The following is a 16207-nucleotide window of genomic DNA, read 5'->3' as shown; positions in this document are numbered from 1 at the left end:
AAAACTCAACTCCTTTAATTTAATAATGTATTAATATATTGAAAATTCCTTTTACAATTTCCTTCTACTACTTCATTAAAATACATGTTTACTTTTTCTCTCTCATCTCTATAGTAGTTTTCGTTCTCAATTAGACTTTCTAATTCAATCAAAAAATCTTTTTGATTTAATGGTTTCGGTCCAGGTGCAAACATTTCATAATCAAAGTTAAATCCTCTTAAAGTAGAATATTCCTCTAAATCGTAGGGCAAGAATAAGATTGGTCTTTTTAATAATAAATAATCAATATACATTCCCGAATAATCGGTAATAAGCAAATCAAAGATATTTAAAATTTCCATAATGTCTTCGACCTTATCGTTATTTAAAAATTTAATCCTTGATGTTTCTTTAAAAAAATTAGAAGAAGAGGCTTTGTGCCCTCTTATAAGTAAGAGTAGTTGTTTAGTTTCAAGAAAATCATTAATCTTATTAGCATCAAAATCTTCAAAAGGAAAATACTTAGTACTACCTTTATCTCGCCATGTAGGAGCATATAAAATAACATTTGTAAATGAAGGAAGAGAGCTAAAATAGGAATTAAGGATTTCTTTGCTTTTAGGTATCATAATTAAATCATTTCTCGGTTGACCTAGCACTAATACCCTTTTCTCTTTTACTCCCATGCTCTTAGCCATTAGTGGTATTAATTGCCGTGAAGTAGTTACCACACTAGTATAATTCATAGAAAAAATAAGTTTAAAAAATAATTTATTTATTAGAGGTTTATTATTTTCTAATAGACATACTTTTTTTAATGGTACGCCATGCCACAAATTTATTATCTTTCTTCTTTTACCGATAAAAGGAAAGTACATAGGCAACCCAGCGGATGTGATCCAACAACCAGATTGTAAAACATCCATCATTCCTTTAAAGGATTTTGTTTCTATAAAATAGTTACCGATCTCTTTATTTAATCTCTGTCTTTTTTCTTCATCATTTATAACAAATTTACAGTCATAGTTATTTTTATGATTTATAAAATATTCAAACAAATATTTTGAATTGTAATCAAAATCTGTATTATTTGAAGATGAAAAAATAATTTTTTGATTATCAACTTGTTTAAATCGGCTTAACATAATTGCAGGGATACTTTTAAACAATAATTTTATTTTTTCTAACATACCTACTCTGTACTTCCTCCTTTTTAATTATGCTGCTGCTTTGCCTTTACTAAAGTTTTTCAGTTCTTTAAATTTATACAATAGAATAATAATTAAATAGATGACGCCACAACTCACACCAGTTATTAATAATGAAATGATAGGGGAAGAAAATGCATTATTAAAAAAGCTATAAATTTTTTTAGAAAACAACCCTATTATTAGAGAAATTAATAAAATAACAATCAAATTCAAAATAAAATATTTTGTGAATTTCGTAGAAATATATTCTTTAATTTTATATAAAATATTAAATACAACTATAAAGTTAGAGGCTAAAATTGCATAAGAAATTCCGTTTTGCTTATATATAGGAACTAACACAAAGCATAAAATGACACTACTAATAATCATAATGATACTACTATTAAAGGCAGCTTTTGTTTTACCTACAGCAAAACAAAATTTAAATAATAATTCTCGTAGCACTGTAGGAAGTAGACAAATCATGAGAATTTTTAATGATTGAGCTGTTAAATTAGTAGCGTTTACATCAAATGCTCCTCTTTCAAAAATTAACGCGATAATTTCCTTACTGTACAAATAAAAGAAAATTGACAGGGGTATTATTAAAATCACTAGTAAATTAAGGCCATCAAGAAGGTTTTTCACTAAGTTTTCTTTTTTCTTTCCAATATAATCTTCGTTGAATTTTGTATATAAAATGGTTAAAACAGACATATTCAGCAGGAGTACAGGAAGAGTATAGATAGTAAAAGAGTAGATTAAGCTAGGTAATCCACCATTATCAAATTTATTAATAAAAAAACGTGTTAATATAAGTGGTACTTGTGGAGCTAAACTTGTAACCAGTGAACCAATGAATAATGATACAAACAGTTTAAAAGATAGATCATAGTTAATTTTTAATTTTTTATGTTTTTTAAATGATTGTTTAGTTAAACTATCCCTTTTCATAAAAATGTATTGAAGAAAACTGGAGACTAATAAACCAATGCCTAGATAAATTATATTAAGAAAATACCCAGCTATAAAAATAAAGGTAATAAAAGTAACATTTTGAATTACACCCACCCATGAAGATAAAATATATTTATTGTTTGCTTGAAATAAACCTCTATCTAAGGCAAATAAGTTCAAAAATAAAATAGTTGGTAATAGTATACATGTTAGAATAATGGTTTTTCCTCTTATATTCTCATCTATTCCAATGAATCCTACATAAATCGGCGTTACAATTAACAACAACAAAATGCATATTAAACTAACAATCGTTATACATATTTGTACATTTTTATAGAATAAAGGTGCTTTATCTTTTGAATCTTTTTTTAACTTTAAAAAAATTGGCAAGAAAGCAGTAGTTATTGATTTTCCAACAGCTGGAAGGATTGTCAAAGGAATCACTGAAGCTATTAAAAATGCTTCTAAACTAGAAGAAATTCCAAAGTAAGCTGCAAGTAGCGTTTCTCTTAGTAATCCTAATATTGAACTGAATATCGCTATAATTAGTATAACTCCTGAAGTAGAAAACATCTTAAAGTTCATATTTATACACCTGAGCCATTTCTTCTTTCTGTATTTTCTATTAATCCCAAAAGGATCCATAGGGTTGTAGCAACCGAACTTGTTCCTATAAAGTATCCGCTATCTACTAAATCATGAAATAAACCACCTATTAGGGCACTATAAACTCCTAAGCTAAAGATATTTTTATTTTTATCTATTTGTAATAATCCCTTAATAACTTTGTATATTATCAAAATTAAAACGACTAAACCACTAAGCCCTATACAGACGATAATATCCAAAAAAACATTATGAGGATGAGGCCATTCTTGTCCCCATTGAGAGTAAACGCCATAACTATTAAGGGTATTATAAAAATTATAGAACCCTATTCCAAACCATGGATGATCTCTTATAATCTTTATAGTGGCTTCCCACAAAAAAAGTCTATTTTGGCTAATTAAGATTGATTTAACTATATGAAAAATAGAATTATTGAAGATATTAGTCAAGAGTATTAATAATAAAATAAATCCAGGTGTACTTATAATCAAAGCTCTTCGGAAAGAGATTGTTCGGGAAAGAATTATAACAATAGTTGAAATAAATACACTTATTAACGCTCCACTTGACTTACTCAAAAAAATAGCAATTAACATTAATAGCAATACTATGATATTAAAAAATTTTGTTTTCAGATTATATTCTTGTGAACTAATAAAAACTCTAATTATTAAAATAGGGAAAATTAAGCTTAAATAACCAGCAAATCCATTAGTATTATTAAAAAAGGCGGTGATTCTGCTTGTACCCGTTGTTGATTGTATAACAGCATCAGGCCATAACCAACTCACATTAAAGGCATATTGACAAATTCCTATTAAACAAGAAAAAACTGCACCAGTTATGAAATAATCGATTACTTTTTTTTGTTCTTTTTTTTCTAAGTTAGTTTTACTCATAAGTAGATATACAAAAAATACAATTAAATATTGAAACACCTTTGATAAGCTAAGTAAGATATCCGGACTCATTAAAGAACTAATAATAGAAAATAAAATAAAGAGGAAAACAAAAGGCGAGAAATTCGACTTTTGCTTCAAATCAATAGTCATTTTTTTATAATAATTAAGATAAATTAGCAATCCTAATATTATTAAAAGAAAAATCTTTAAAAACTTAAAAATAGCTTGCGGAAGAGGCCCTATAACTTCAATGGGCATTATCAATCCTATTATAAAAAAAGGATTGATAAGATATACCTTTAGAGCCACCAACAAAGCTATTAATAAAAAAAACAAAATCGAAAAGTATATATCAGTTGAGCAAAAACCAATTGTTACACTCAATAGCATCGCCACTATATAATTTAAATTTTGTCTATTGATATTAAGGTACATATGCGTTACCCCCGTTGTTCGAACCCTGCAATTTACATTATTTTAAAATCATCTTAATATTTTACTAATATTGGTCTGATAAAATATGGATATACTAGTGAATTATTAGTCTATCTAGCCCCGTCTCCAGTTAAAACAACTCTTATAGTCTTAAAAATGATTTTCAAATCAATAATAATTCCTAAGTTATTTATATATTGTAAATCTAACTTCAATTTTTCCGAAGCTGTTATTTCATAACCACCATTTACCTGTGCCCAACCTGTGATTCCGGGCTTAATAACTAATCTATTTGAAAAACCAGGTATTTCTTTAGAAAATCTATCATTAAAAATTGGTCTCTCCGGTCGTGGACCAATTAAACTCATATCTCCTTTTAAAATATTTATTAGTTGAGGTAACTCGTCGATTCTAGTTTTTCGTATAAAAGAGCCTATACGAGTAACTCTGGGATCATTCTTTGTTGCCCATTGGGCACCACTTTTTTCTGCATCAATGCCCATAGATCTTAACTTTATAATATTAAATTTCTTACCATTTAACCCAACTCTTTCTTGGTAAAAAAAAGCTGACCCCTTAGATTCCAAGACTATTACTACACTAAATAAAATTATGATAGGTGAAATTAATATAAGTGCAAACAAAGCAAGAACAAAATCTATTAAGCCCCTTAAGAACAAATATATTCGGACATTGGTAGTATTAAAATCCCTATTAATAACATCTTGATTAACAAATTGATGCAGTTCTCTAGCTTCCATATAATCACCCTTTTTCAACCATTTCTTTATTATCAAAAGTCAAATTAGTTAAAAACTCTAAAAGTTGATCTCTTATATCATAATTAGTAAGTGCGAATTCAATTGTCGTTGTAATATACCCCAGTTTTTCCCCAACGTCATATCTGGTACCCTCAAAGTCATATGCAAACACTCGTTGGAAGGTATTTAGCTTCTGAATCGCATCAGTCAGTTGAATCTCACCGCCAGATCCTTTTTCCTGCTTGTCAAGATAGTGAAAGATTTCTGGAGACAGGACATAACGACCCATGATTGCCAGGTTGGAAGGCGCTTCACCTAATGCTGGTTTTTCCACAAAGTTCTGAACCCCATATAATCTTCCGTTTTGAGAAGTTGGATCCACAATGCCGTAGCGGCTTGTTTGATCTTCAGGTACGGTTTGTACCCCGATCACAGACGATCCGGTGTTTTCATATTGCTCAATCAGCTGCTTTAAGCAAGGTTTGTCTGCTTGCACAATATCATCACCAAGCAATACAGCGAACGGCTCGTCTCCGATGAATTTGCGTGCGCACCATACCGCATGTCCAAGACCTTTTGGTTCCTTTTGGCGGATGTAATGAATGTCTGCCATTTTGGAAGATTGCTGCACTTTTTGAAGTAAATCGATTTTGCCTTTTTCAAAAAGATTCTGTTCCAGTTCAAAAGCATGGTCGAAGTGGTCTTCGATGGCACGCTTTCCTTTACCGGTTACGATGATAATGTCTTCAATTCCGGATTCAATCGCTTCTTCTACGATGTATTGAATCGTCGGCTTGTCCACGATCGGCAGCATTTCTTTTGGCATCGCTTTCGTTGCCGGCAAGAAACGGGTCCCTAATCCCGCTGCCGGAATGATTGCTTTTCGTACTTTTTTCATCCCTATCGTCCCCTAATCAACTATTATTTTTAAATACAAAGTATTTCCGTCAAAAAATACTAAGAATTTCTTTTCTTTAGAAAATACCAAGCAGCTTTTTCTTCTTTATTGGTCTTGGTTCTTCTATATAAATGTTCTGATTATTTAGTATCAGCTCTGCGTTTTCTTGCAGGTCATACGTCATTTGATGGCCATACTTTTTGCTTATTTCATCGTACGCCTCCCATAAATGGAACCCGCGGGACGAAATATTATGGGCATCGGATGCTATAAAGTGTGTTAAGTGATTTTCTATTATTTTTTGAGAGAAGGACTTAATATTCTTTCCGAACCTGCCGATAATACTAGAGGCGGTGAGTTGAGTTAATGCACCCTCTGCGACAAGTTCATATAACAGTTGTGGATTTTCCATCAGTTCACTGTTGCGTTCCGGGTGAACGATAATGGGCGTGATATCCTGCAGCTTGCACTCATAAACGATTTGGCTGGTGTATTCGGGTACGGCATTGGATGGGAGCTCGATCAATATGTACTTCCCAAGGTTGTTTAATGTCAGCAATTGATCATTAGCGAGATCCTCGAGAAATTCAGAATACACTCGAATTTCCTGCCCCGGGAGAATAGTTAGAGGAATTTGATGGATGATCAGGGCTTCGTTTAGGCGTTCGGTTTCGAGCAGAATGTCCTGTTTGCTATTCTCATATTTACCGTTGCGGTGATGGGGTGTTGCAAATAACGTGGTAATCCCGTCTTCGACGGCCTGTTTAGCCATGTCGAGACTTGCAGATAAATCTACTGCTCCGTCGTCTAAAGCCGGCAATACGTGACTATGGACATCAATCAAAGTACCCACATCCCTTTCATAAAAAAAGGTGAAAGAACCAATTTCGCATTTTTTTGGTTCTTTTTACCATCAAACTAAATTACTTTTTTATAGTAGCATAATTATCCCTTCTAGCAAGGGGCTTATTTTGTCGAAAACCGTAAATTTTTAATCTTATTGTTACTTATTGCCGTAATAGTAGAAATAACTGTTCTCTTTCGTTTCTTTTCCGTTCAATACGACACCTAAAATCTTCGCATTTGCATTCTCCAGCAGTTCCTTCGCCTTCAATGCTTCTTCTCTTCCTGTCTTTCCGCTGCTCGTTACCAATACGACTCCGTCACAGCGATTGGATAATACTTGTGCATCGGTCACTGCCAAAACTGGCGGTGAGTCAAAAAGAACGTAATCATACTTTTTGTTTGCATCCTCCACCAGCATTTCCATGGCTTTTGAATTTAAAAGTTCTGATGGATTGGGAGGAATCGGCCCGCTTGGCAGTACATAGAGATCATCGACGTTCGTTTGTTGAACCGCATCCTCTAATGCCGCCTGTCGTGTCAGTACGTTCGTGAGCCCCTGGATATTACTTACTTTAAAGGTATAATGGACGGTCGGTTTTCTTAAATCTCCGTCAATAAGCAATACACTTTTTCCTTGCTGAGCAAGTACTACAGCCAGGTTGGCAACCGTTGTTGATTTCCCTTCTCCAGGTCCGGGAGACGTTACCATTAATGTTGTATATTCTGTATCAATGGATGAAAATTGAATGTTCGTTCGGATCGTTCGGTACTGCTCCGAGATCGGAGACTTCGGGTTATTGTGTGTAATTAACTGTGTAAGATTGCTGATGGTTTTGCGCAATTTACGGCTCAATGGTCGTTCCTCCTACAATATTTATACGGCTCGGCTTCGATAGGGAGCATCTTTTTCATCGTTTGCGGTCATTTTTGGTATCGCTCCAAGTACAGGCAGCTCCAGGAAGTTTTCAATATCCTGTTCTGTTTTTAACGTGTTATCAAGGTATTCCAGCAGGAAGGCCAGGCCTGCACCTGCCATCAATCCAATCACCAAGGCGATCGCCATGTTCATCATCGGATTCGGTTTTACTGGAGACGGGTTTTCTTTTAGTTCTGCTTTAGACAAAATACTCACGTTGTCGATCTTCATGATGGAAGGAATTTCGTCCTTGAAGGTTGTTGCGATGTTGTTGGCAATCTTAACTGCCATGGCAGGATCGGGATCCTGAACCGTTACGTTAAATACTTGGGATTCCTGTTCACTGTTAATCGTAAGCTTGTTCGTTAGTTCTTCAACTGTTGTATTTAAATTGAGGTTATTGATGACTTTAGAAAGAATGGCGGGACTTTTAATAATGACGCTGTACGTATTGACCATCTGAACATTGGTTTGAACTTGATTGTAATCCGGGACATCTTTTTTTCTTTCCTGGTTTACGAGAATCTGAGTGGAAGATTGGTAGATTGGGGTTAATACGAAATAAGAAACTATACCGCTTATGGCTACTGCTGCAATAGTGATCAGCGCAATAATGAGCAAACGTTTCCTAATCGTTTGGTAAATCTCTTTTAAATTTATCGTTTCTTCCATAACACCCTCCATGAGTTATTCACTTTTTCATTTTTGTAAAAAATTCACATACGATTCATTATAGCATAGGAATTTGGAATTAAAAGACACAAAATCACTTTTTGTGTAAATTTTTTACCCTTTAATATTTTGTTGATATAACTTTAAAAGTCATTTATTACCTATTTAGGTATGATTTACATTTGATATCCACTTTATAATCTTGCAACATCTCTTTTGTGGATTGTTATTCCAGAAAATCTTTGTAAATGATCATGTGTTTTTAACCTAAAAGTTTAGCAGCTGTAACTTTTTGTCTGATTTCAGAGAATATATTTCCTTTTTATAGGGAATATGGTTTAATTGATTGAACATTCTGTCACTACAAATCAGGTCAATTGGAGGGAGATCATGTCAGACATACAAGTGGTCATGGTATTGCCAAAGAAAAGACCGCACATCACGGAAATCCCCAATACTTCTAAAAAGTTTGAGGAAATCGTGGGCGGTCCCGCGGACATATTAACGTTTCATCGGCAGCAATACAAACTCATATGCAGCATTGAAGAAGGCTATGACCTTACGTATAACAAAAAGGTTCCAAAGAGCACCTTTTTTATCGCAAAATATCAAGGTCAATTTGAAAGTCTCAGCGATGCAGAAACAGAAGAAATTAGAGATCTATTAAAAATGAAATTAAAGAAGTGGAAATAATATCATTCCATCTACTAACTTACATCATACGATCGATGTAGAGAGGGTGCCTGGCCGCACCTTCTTTTTTATTCATTGTGCGGTTTGCTTTAAAATCCGCCTGCGCATTCGCCGGTAATGCCGTTCACAGCATCCCTTACTAAAGTAAGGGATTTCGCGGCCTTCCAACTGCCATTCCTTTATTACTTTTGTGATTGCCGGACTTCCGTGCCTCGCCCACCTTTTGTAATGCATATGGCAGAGACCGACCCCGAGCCTGCTGCTTCTTTCTCACCGTTTGAAATGATGCAACGCTTGATATCGATCATACCTTACATCAATGCTGATAATGTATATATCGGGTGACGATATAAATTTTTTACCAAAACTCTATGATTCGTTAATGATGTGTGTTCACTGCATGATTAATGAATATCGCGACCATGATGATTAAAGCCCATAATGGGAGTGATAACCCTAATCCCCACATGCATCCTTTAAAAAATCCGATTTCGTCTGCCATCTCTTTTTCTCCTGTTCATTTTTTCAAAATTCATCGATCCTCATACCTTTTATCGACGTGTAACGACAAATCTTTAGTATTTTTCCCGGGAAATATCGGCAGTGAACCTTGAAAATTCGACATGAAAACGCACCTATTTCCCGATACATATTTCCTATTCATTCCGGTCTGGAATCTAGTTAGGGCGGCTGAGGATGTCCATCTCTATTTTCCCTCTTTTCTAAAATTTTCATGTGGTATGTAAGCTTATTTTATGTTTTTCGTAAATCTCACCATTTTTTAACGGGCCCATGCTATTCTGACGATTGTGTAAATCGTAAATTACTAATCTGGGAGTGGTAAATGATGGGTTATGAGGAATGGCTGAAGGATTTAAGCTCGAAAAAATTAAACCGACGGACGTTTTTGGGGTCATCTGGTAAAGCAGCGCTCGCGACAACACTCGGGCTAGCTGTCCCCGTTTCATTGGGAAACAAGGGTGTGGAGGCTGCCTTTACATTTGACAGCTATCCATTTACTCTTGGCGTTGCATCGGGTGACCCGCTGCCGGACAGTGTTGTTTTATGGACACGATTAGCTCCAAATCCTGCGTCCCCAGACGGATTGGGAGGGATGAAGGATCGTAATATTATCGTCAATTGGGAGATTGCCGAGGACGAGAAGTTTAATAAAGTTGTACGGCATGGAAAGGAAGTAGCCATGCCTGAACTTGCGCATTCTGTACATGCAGAAGTGTTCGGCTTGAAACCGGGAAGAGAATATTATTATCGGTTTCAATCTGGAAATGAGGTAAGTCCCGTAGGAAGAACAAAAACGGCGCCGGTAACAGGCTCTCGATTAAACCGTCTATCATTTGCCTTTGCTTCCTGCCAGTCATGGGCTGGAGGGCGCTATGCAGCATACAAGGATATGGCACAGCAAGACCTGGATTTTGTCATGCATCTTGGGGATTATATCTATGAAAAGAAAGACACTGAAACGTTGGCCGATTTCCGAAATCTGCATGCTCTTTATAAGAGCTCGCCCGATTTGCAGGCTGCTCACGCCAAGTTCCCTTTTATCTGTACATTTGATGATCATGAAGTGGAAAATAACTGGGCCAATCAAGTTTCACAGCCGGATGGTGAAGCATCGAATGAGCATTTTCCTGCCATTCGTGCTGCTGCGTTTCAAGCCTATTATGAGCATTTGCCATTGAGGCTTCGGGCGAAACCACATGGCTCCGACATGATTCTTTACCGTCATTTTAACTTTGGGGATCTGGCCGAATTCAGTGTTCTAGATACAAGGCAATACCGTGATGACCAGTTAAAAGATGGTTTTCCGGGCGCCCCTCAAGACCCTGAAGCATGGAATCCAACTCGTACAATGATGGGCTCCACACAAGAAAAATGGCTATTGAATAATCTTCAGAAGTCGGGTGCCCGTTGGAATGTGATCGCCCAGCAAACGATGATGGCCCAGTACGATTATGACACCGGGTCAGGCATAAGTGTCAATCATGACCAGTGGGACGGTTATGCCGGCGAGCGTGCCCGTATCTTGGATTTTATTCAGCAAAATCGTCCTTCTAATCCGATTGTTTTAGCCGGGGATTGGCACTCGGGCTGGGTAAATGATTTAAAGAGTGACTTTAACAAGCCCCAATCTGAAATCCTGGCAACAGAATTTGTCGGGACCTCCATCAGCTCTGGATGCGGGTGGAAAGGTGCGGTGGAACAAGCACTCTCTGTTAACCCGCACGTTAAGTTCTTTAATGGGGACTTGCGCGGATACGTACGCTGTCATGTAACGCGTGATGCATGGACGAGCGATTACCGTGCCGTTCCTTCTGCCAGCGATGTGAACGCAAAACCATTTACCATGTCCTCTTGGGTGGTTGAGAACGGAAAAGCAGGGGCTAAAGAAATCGGAACATCGACCTACAATAAAGTACGATTGCCGGAGACGATCCAATAAAATCTTATAAAGAAACGGCTGCGGTATACGCAGCCGTTTCTTTTTTTCTCATCCTTTATAAATTGTTCATCCTTCCTCTATATTTTCTTAACAATCTTTCGCTATGGTGAAATGGAACCATTACTTTTATTGGAGGGGTTAGAGTGGAGAATAAGCCATTGAATCGACGAACGTTCTTGACCTATTTAGGGACAGGGGCTACGGCGCTCGCCGCGGCTTCTACAGGACTGGGAGTTTTAAGCGAAACCGCGAATGCACAAAGCAACAGCCTGCTGCGTACCAGGCCGCGCAAGCACGGCTACCATTTTCAGCCAATCGAGCCTTCAACCAAGGATGATCTTGTACTCCCAAGAGGCTATAAATACGATGTCATCGCCTCCTACGGAGATGTGATCAACAAAAAGGGCGACACGTTCGGTTTTAATAATGATTTCACCCTTTATTTTCCTATTTACGATTCCGCAAACCACGGACTTTTGTGGGTCAACCATGAGTACACCAATCCTTTATACGTCGAAGGAGAAAAAGTAAACGATACATACACTTCTTCTCAAATTGAAAAGCTCCTCTATAACCAGGGAGGATCCATTATTGAAGTGATCTATGATAAGAGAAAAGGGTCATGGAACATGATTCAGGATTCCGTGATGGCACGAAGGATTACCGGATTGACGCCGTTTGCCCTGACAGGACCGGCGAAAGGCAGCCGTTCCGTAAATGGTGCAAGCATGGTTCAAGGAACGTTTGCCAATTGCTCGGGTGGCCGAACGTTATGGAATACCGTGCTCTCTTGTGAAGAAAACTATGAAACCACGTCCGCTGACGCAAAATTGGATGCCGCCCATTATGGTTGGGTCATTGAAGTCGATCCTTTCGATCCGGAATTTCAGGTGCGCAAGCACACTGCCCTTGGGCGATTCAACCATGAAAATGCCTCCATGGGAATCGCAAAGGACGGCAGGGTCGTTGTCTATATGGGAGACGACAAGAAGGATGCGTGCGTCTATAAGTTTGTGAGTGCCGGAAAATACAAGGAAAGTCTCGGTAATAAAAATTCAAAATTGCTGGAAGAAGGAACACTTTATGCGGCGGATTTAAAAAACGGGAAATGGCTGCCTTTGACCCTTGACGCGGTACAGAACGCAGCAAAAGGGAAAAGTAATGTGCTGAAGAAGTTTCAGACCCAGGGCGATGTCGTGGCCAACTGCCACGAAGCAGCCATTCTTTTAGGTGCCACTCCAACCGACCGGCCGGAGGATGTGGAAATTTCACCGTTGGACCAAACGGTTTTTATTGCCCACACCAATAATGACAAACACGGAAACATCCACGGGCACATTACCCGTTTCTTTGAAAAAGACAGCGACCATGGCGCAGCCGAGTTTGACTTTGAGATTTTTGCCGCGGGCGGAAGACAGAGCGGATTCAGCGCACCGGACAACCTGACCTTCGACAGCAATGCCAATCTCTGGACTGTAACGGATATCTCGTCCGACAAGCTTAATACGGCTGTGTGGACGAGCTTTAAAAACAACGGCATGTTCATGATTCCAACGGCAGGCCGCGATAAAGGGGTCGCGTTTCAATTCGCATCCGCACCTGTACAGGCCGAATTAACAGGACCATGTTTTACACCAGACGAACGCACCCTCTTCTTATCCGTGCAGCACCCGGGAGAAGAAACAAAAGACAAGCTGCACCCAACGAGTACTTGGCCGCAGGTGCGCGGGGGCAATAGGCCTCGTCCATCGGTTGTTGCCATTACAGGATTCAATTTCTAAGGAGGGCTTTTCATGCTGCAAAATATAGGGATTCCTGGATTAATCATTATACTGGTGATCGCGTTAATCATTTTTGGCCCGGCGAAACTGCCAGAGATCGGACGGGCGTTCGGCAATACCCTTCGTGAATTTAAAAACTCTGCCAAAGATTTAATAAGTACAGATGAGAAGGAAGAAAAGGCGAATCAAAATAATAAAGCATAATCGTTAAACCGGTTATGAAGTGCACCCCCATTGTTAGACACACTAACAATGGGGGTGCACTTTTTTAAGTCCTAACGTTAGGGTCCTCCGGCTTTTGGTGGTAGACTAAAAGAAAAAATCGTTTTATGAGGAGGCGTCTGTATGAGTTCTTATCTTTTCGATCAACTGCGTTTTGTCCGATCCAACACGCTGAAATTGGTTGACGGCCTGGAGGATGAACGTTCCGAGATCATTCCAGCTCCTTTAAACAACCATATCAAATGGAATCTCGGCCACATTTATTTCATCCACGAGCGTAATGCGTTTCGATTCGTAAAGGAAAAAGAAGATTGGGTGATGCCCGAGTCCTTCCCTTCCCTGTTCAGCCCTGGCACAAAGCCTGAAAACGGGCAAAAGATGCCGGTCGAGCTTTCAGAGATCGTTCGTTTATTGGAAAACCAGATCGACCGGATTGAATCCACATTGAAGGATAGGCTAAAAGAAAAGACAGAGCCCTATACGACCTCCATGGGGCTGCATCTTTCCTCTGTTGAAGAATTTTTAAGCTGCTGCCTGTATCATGAGGGCATGCATCTGGAGAGAATTAATGTGATCAAGAAACTAATCTAAAGCAATACTTCCTAAAAAGGAGTTTTTAATGATGAACGAAAAAGCAGGATGGAATTTAGACAACAGCTATGCCCGTCTGCCGGAGCTCTTCTTTTCCGTAATCGAACCGAATCCCGTCCGCTCGCCGCAGCTGGTCATTCTGAATCAGCCGCTGGCAAAAGCACTGGGACTGGATCCTGAAGCCCTGCAGGCCGGCGAGGGGATTGACGTATTTGCGGGCAACCGTGTTCCGGAAGGCTCTTTGCCTCTTGCCCAAGCCTATGCCGGGCATCAGTTCGGAAACTTTACCCGGCTTGGGGACGGCCGCGCGCTGCTGGTCGGTGAGCAGCTGACTCCGGGCGGTGAGCGGTTTGATATCCAGCTCAAGGGTTCGGGGAGAACACCCTACTCCCGAGGAGGAGACGGACGTGCGGCACTTGGGCCGATGCTGCGGGAGTACATCATCAGTGAAGCCATGCATGGGCTGCGCATTCCGACGACTCGCAGTCTTGCCGTCGTAACGACCGGTGAGCCGGTCTATCGCGAGACCGAGCTGACAGGTGCTGTCATGACCCGCGTGGCCTCAAGCCATCTTCGTGTCGGAACGTTTGAGTATGCGTATCACTGGGGCACAACCGAAGACATTAAAGCCTTGGCGGACTATGCCCTGGAGCGTCATTATCCGGACGTTGAGAAAAAAGAAAACCGTTACCTCACCCTTCTAGAAGAAGTGATCAAGCGCCAGGCCAAGCTGATCGCCCAATGGCAGCTTGTCGGCTTCATCCATGGCGTGATGAACACCGACAACATGACGATCAGCGGAGAAACGATCGACTATGGTCCTTGTGCTTTTATGGATGCTTTCAGTTCTGATACGGTCTTCAGCTCGATCGACATTCAAGGGCGTTATGCATACGGCAACCAGCCGCCGATCGCGGTGTGGAACCTCTCCCGTTTCGCAGAAAGCCTCCTGCCCCTCTTGCACGAGGAACAGGACAAGGCGATCGAGCTGGCTGAAAAAACCCTCTCTCAGTTTAAAGATCTGTTTCAAAACCACTGGCAGAGCGGCATGAAGGCGAAGCTCGGATGGTTCGGTGCTGAGGAGCAGGATGAAGCATTGATAAGTGAACTGCTGCATCTGATGGAAAAGCACCGTGCGGACTACACGAATACGTTCCTCGCTCTCACCTTCGATCGCGACGAGAAGAATGCTTTATTTGAGGATGAGGAGTTTGCCCGATGGCGCGAACGCTGGCAGGCAAGGCGGGAGAAGCATGCTGGATCGTCGGCTGATTCCGTTCAGTTGATGAAGGACAGCAATCCTGCCGTCATTCCCCGCAACCACCGGGTGGAAGAGGCACTGGAAGCTGCAGTCAGCAAAGGGGATTACAGCGTGATGGAGAAGCTTCTTGACGTACTTTCCAACCCTTACGCACACACTGCTGAACAGGCCGGGTACTCCAGCCCGCCTCCGGACGACGGGCAGTGTTACAAGACATATTGCGGGACTTGATGGAAGAAATTTACAGGTCATTGCATCGAAAAATGTGAAAAAGCAGCGGGTTGATAAAAGAAGCCCGCTGCTTTTTAGTATGTAATCACAGGATGTTATGAAATAGTCTTTTTGCAGTACGAAAATTCATCAGCAAGAATTATTTCTCACTAAGCGCAATCTGTAATCCTATAACCCCCAATAGCGATCCTTTTATCATGTTTATTCTTTTCGCGATAAAAGAGTTATGGCTTAAAAAATAGCGTAATCTGTCGGATAAAATACTGATCCCAACAAAAATAACCAGAGCCTGAACCATTGTAATGATTCCCAGAATAAATATTTGACCTGTTGCATTCCCCGTTGATTTATCTACGAATTGGGGCAGTAAGGCTAAAAATAATAGTGAAACCTTAGGATTTAAAATATTCATTAAGATCCCTTTTCTGTACAATGACTTATAGTTCAACACTGTTTTATTATCATTAGTGCCAGTGAGATCCGTGTCTTTTTCTCTGAATGATTGAATGGCTAAGTATAACAAATACATCGCTCCAGCGTATTTCACTATAGCAAACGCAATGGCAGATTGATAAATAATGGCAGATATCCCCAAAGTAGCCGCACTGATATGTACGATCAGACCTGTACAAAGTCCGAGTGCAGTTGCAATCCCTGCCTTTTTGTTTTGTGAAATACTTTGAGCCATAACAAATAAAATATCTGGACCTGGCATCAGAGTAAGGAATACTACAACACCTAAATAAGATAAAACCATCGTTATATCCACTTTTGCCACCTCTAAACTGATGGAATT

The 16207-nt window shown here is 39.4% G+C and carries 16 protein-coding genes; 6 read left to right on the top strand and 10 right to left on the bottom strand.

From position 1 onward, the window contains the following. Positions 1-14 precede the first annotated feature (14 nt). From QYF49_RS01795 to QYF49_RS01760, 8 genes are all read right to left on the bottom strand, one after another. On the bottom strand, positions 15-1169 hold the full coding sequence (locus QYF49_RS01795) for a CDP-glycerol glycerophosphotransferase family protein (RefSeq protein ID WP_290397923.1): 1155 nt from the start codon (positions 1167-1169) through the stop codon (positions 15-17). A 27-nt stretch (positions 1170-1196) separates the two neighbouring features. Next, the gene (gene murJ / locus QYF49_RS01790; protein WP_290397922.1) at positions 1197-2717 is read right to left on the bottom strand and encodes a murein biosynthesis integral membrane protein MurJ; all 1521 of its coding nucleotides are present in this window, start codon (positions 2715-2717) and stop codon (positions 1197-1199) included. A gap of 2 nt (positions 2718-2719) precedes the next feature. Further along, the gene (locus QYF49_RS01785) at positions 2720-4078 is read right to left on the bottom strand and encodes an O-antigen ligase family protein (RefSeq protein WP_290397921.1); all 1359 of its coding nucleotides are present in this window, start codon (positions 4076-4078) and stop codon (positions 2720-2722) included. Between the two features lie 110 nt (positions 4079-4188). Next, positions 4189-4839: an exopolysaccharide biosynthesis polyprenyl glycosylphosphotransferase gene (locus QYF49_RS01780; protein WP_425589531.1), complete on the bottom strand. Its 651-nt coding sequence runs from the start codon at positions 4837-4839 to the stop codon at positions 4189-4191. Positions 4840-4843: 4 nt separating this feature from the next. Further along, on the bottom strand, positions 4844-5737 hold the full coding sequence (gene galU / locus QYF49_RS01775; protein ID WP_290397919.1) for a UTP--glucose-1-phosphate uridylyltransferase GalU: 894 nt from the start codon (positions 5735-5737) through the stop codon (positions 4844-4846). Between the two features lie 76 nt (positions 5738-5813). Continuing rightward, positions 5814-6581, bottom strand: coding sequence for a tyrosine-protein phosphatase (locus tag QYF49_RS01770; RefSeq protein ID WP_290397918.1), 768 nt, complete (start codon positions 6579-6581; stop codon positions 5814-5816). Positions 6582-6740: 159 nt separating this feature from the next. After that, positions 6741-7436: a CpsD/CapB family tyrosine-protein kinase gene (locus QYF49_RS01765; RefSeq protein WP_290397917.1), complete on the bottom strand. Its 696-nt coding sequence runs from the start codon at positions 7434-7436 to the stop codon at positions 6741-6743. A 21-nt stretch (positions 7437-7457) separates the two neighbouring features. Then, on the bottom strand, positions 7458-8171 hold the full coding sequence (locus QYF49_RS01760; protein WP_290397916.1) for a YveK family protein: 714 nt from the start codon (positions 8169-8171) through the stop codon (positions 7458-7460). A 390-nt stretch (positions 8172-8561) separates the two neighbouring features. Here QYF49_RS01760 and QYF49_RS01755 point away from each other — a divergent pair, with 390 nt between their 5' ends. Beyond that, entirely contained in the window at positions 8562-8864 is a 303-nt protein-coding gene (locus QYF49_RS01755; protein WP_290397915.1) for a hypothetical protein, read from the top strand. Between the two features lie 379 nt (positions 8865-9243). On the opposite strand, the gene QYF49_RS01750 is transcribed toward QYF49_RS01755, so the two are convergent. Next, positions 9244-9366, bottom strand: coding sequence for a hypothetical protein (locus QYF49_RS01750; protein WP_290397914.1), 123 nt, complete (start codon positions 9364-9366; stop codon positions 9244-9246). Between the two features lie 342 nt (positions 9367-9708). Here QYF49_RS01750 and QYF49_RS01745 point away from each other — a divergent pair, with 342 nt between their 5' ends. The 5 genes from QYF49_RS01745 (at position 9709) to QYF49_RS01725 (ending at position 15411) form a co-directional block, all read left to right on the top strand. Further along, on the top strand, positions 9709-11325 hold the full coding sequence (locus QYF49_RS01745; RefSeq protein ID WP_290397913.1) for an alkaline phosphatase D family protein: 1617 nt from the start codon (positions 9709-9711) through the stop codon (positions 11323-11325). 143 nt (positions 11326-11468) lie between these two features. Continuing rightward, positions 11469-13106 carry a PhoX family protein gene (locus tag QYF49_RS01740; RefSeq protein WP_290397912.1) on the top strand — a complete coding sequence of 546 codons (1638 nt, stop codon included), beginning with the start codon at positions 11469-11471 and terminating at the stop codon, positions 13104-13106. Between the two features lie 12 nt (positions 13107-13118). Then, a complete protein-coding gene (gene tatA / locus QYF49_RS01735) occupies positions 13119-13310 on the top strand; it encodes a twin-arginine translocase TatA/TatE family subunit (protein WP_290397911.1) in 192 nt (63 codons plus the stop codon). Positions 13311-13451: 141 nt separating this feature from the next. Continuing rightward, a complete protein-coding gene (locus QYF49_RS01730) occupies positions 13452-13919 on the top strand; it encodes a DinB family protein (RefSeq protein WP_290397910.1) in 468 nt (155 codons plus the stop codon). Positions 13920-13947: 28 nt separating this feature from the next. Next, positions 13948-15411 carry a protein adenylyltransferase SelO gene (locus QYF49_RS01725; protein ID WP_290397909.1) on the top strand — a complete coding sequence of 488 codons (1464 nt, stop codon included), beginning with the start codon at positions 13948-13950 and terminating at the stop codon, positions 15409-15411. A gap of 139 nt (positions 15412-15550) precedes the next feature. Here the strand turns inward: QYF49_RS01725 and QYF49_RS01720 are convergent, their stop codons facing one another. Further along, positions 15551-16180 (bottom strand): LysE family translocator, encoded by a 630-nt coding sequence (locus QYF49_RS01720; RefSeq protein ID WP_290397908.1) that lies wholly within the window; start codon positions 16178-16180, stop codon positions 15551-15553. Positions 16181-16207: the final 27 nt, after the last annotated feature.

The organism is Fictibacillus terranigra, assembly GCF_030412265.1.
Taxonomy (GTDB): Bacteria; Bacillota; Bacilli; order Bacillales; family Fictibacillaceae; genus Fictibacillus_C; species Fictibacillus_C terrinigri.
This window is presented reverse-complemented; position numbering and strand designations above follow the sequence as displayed.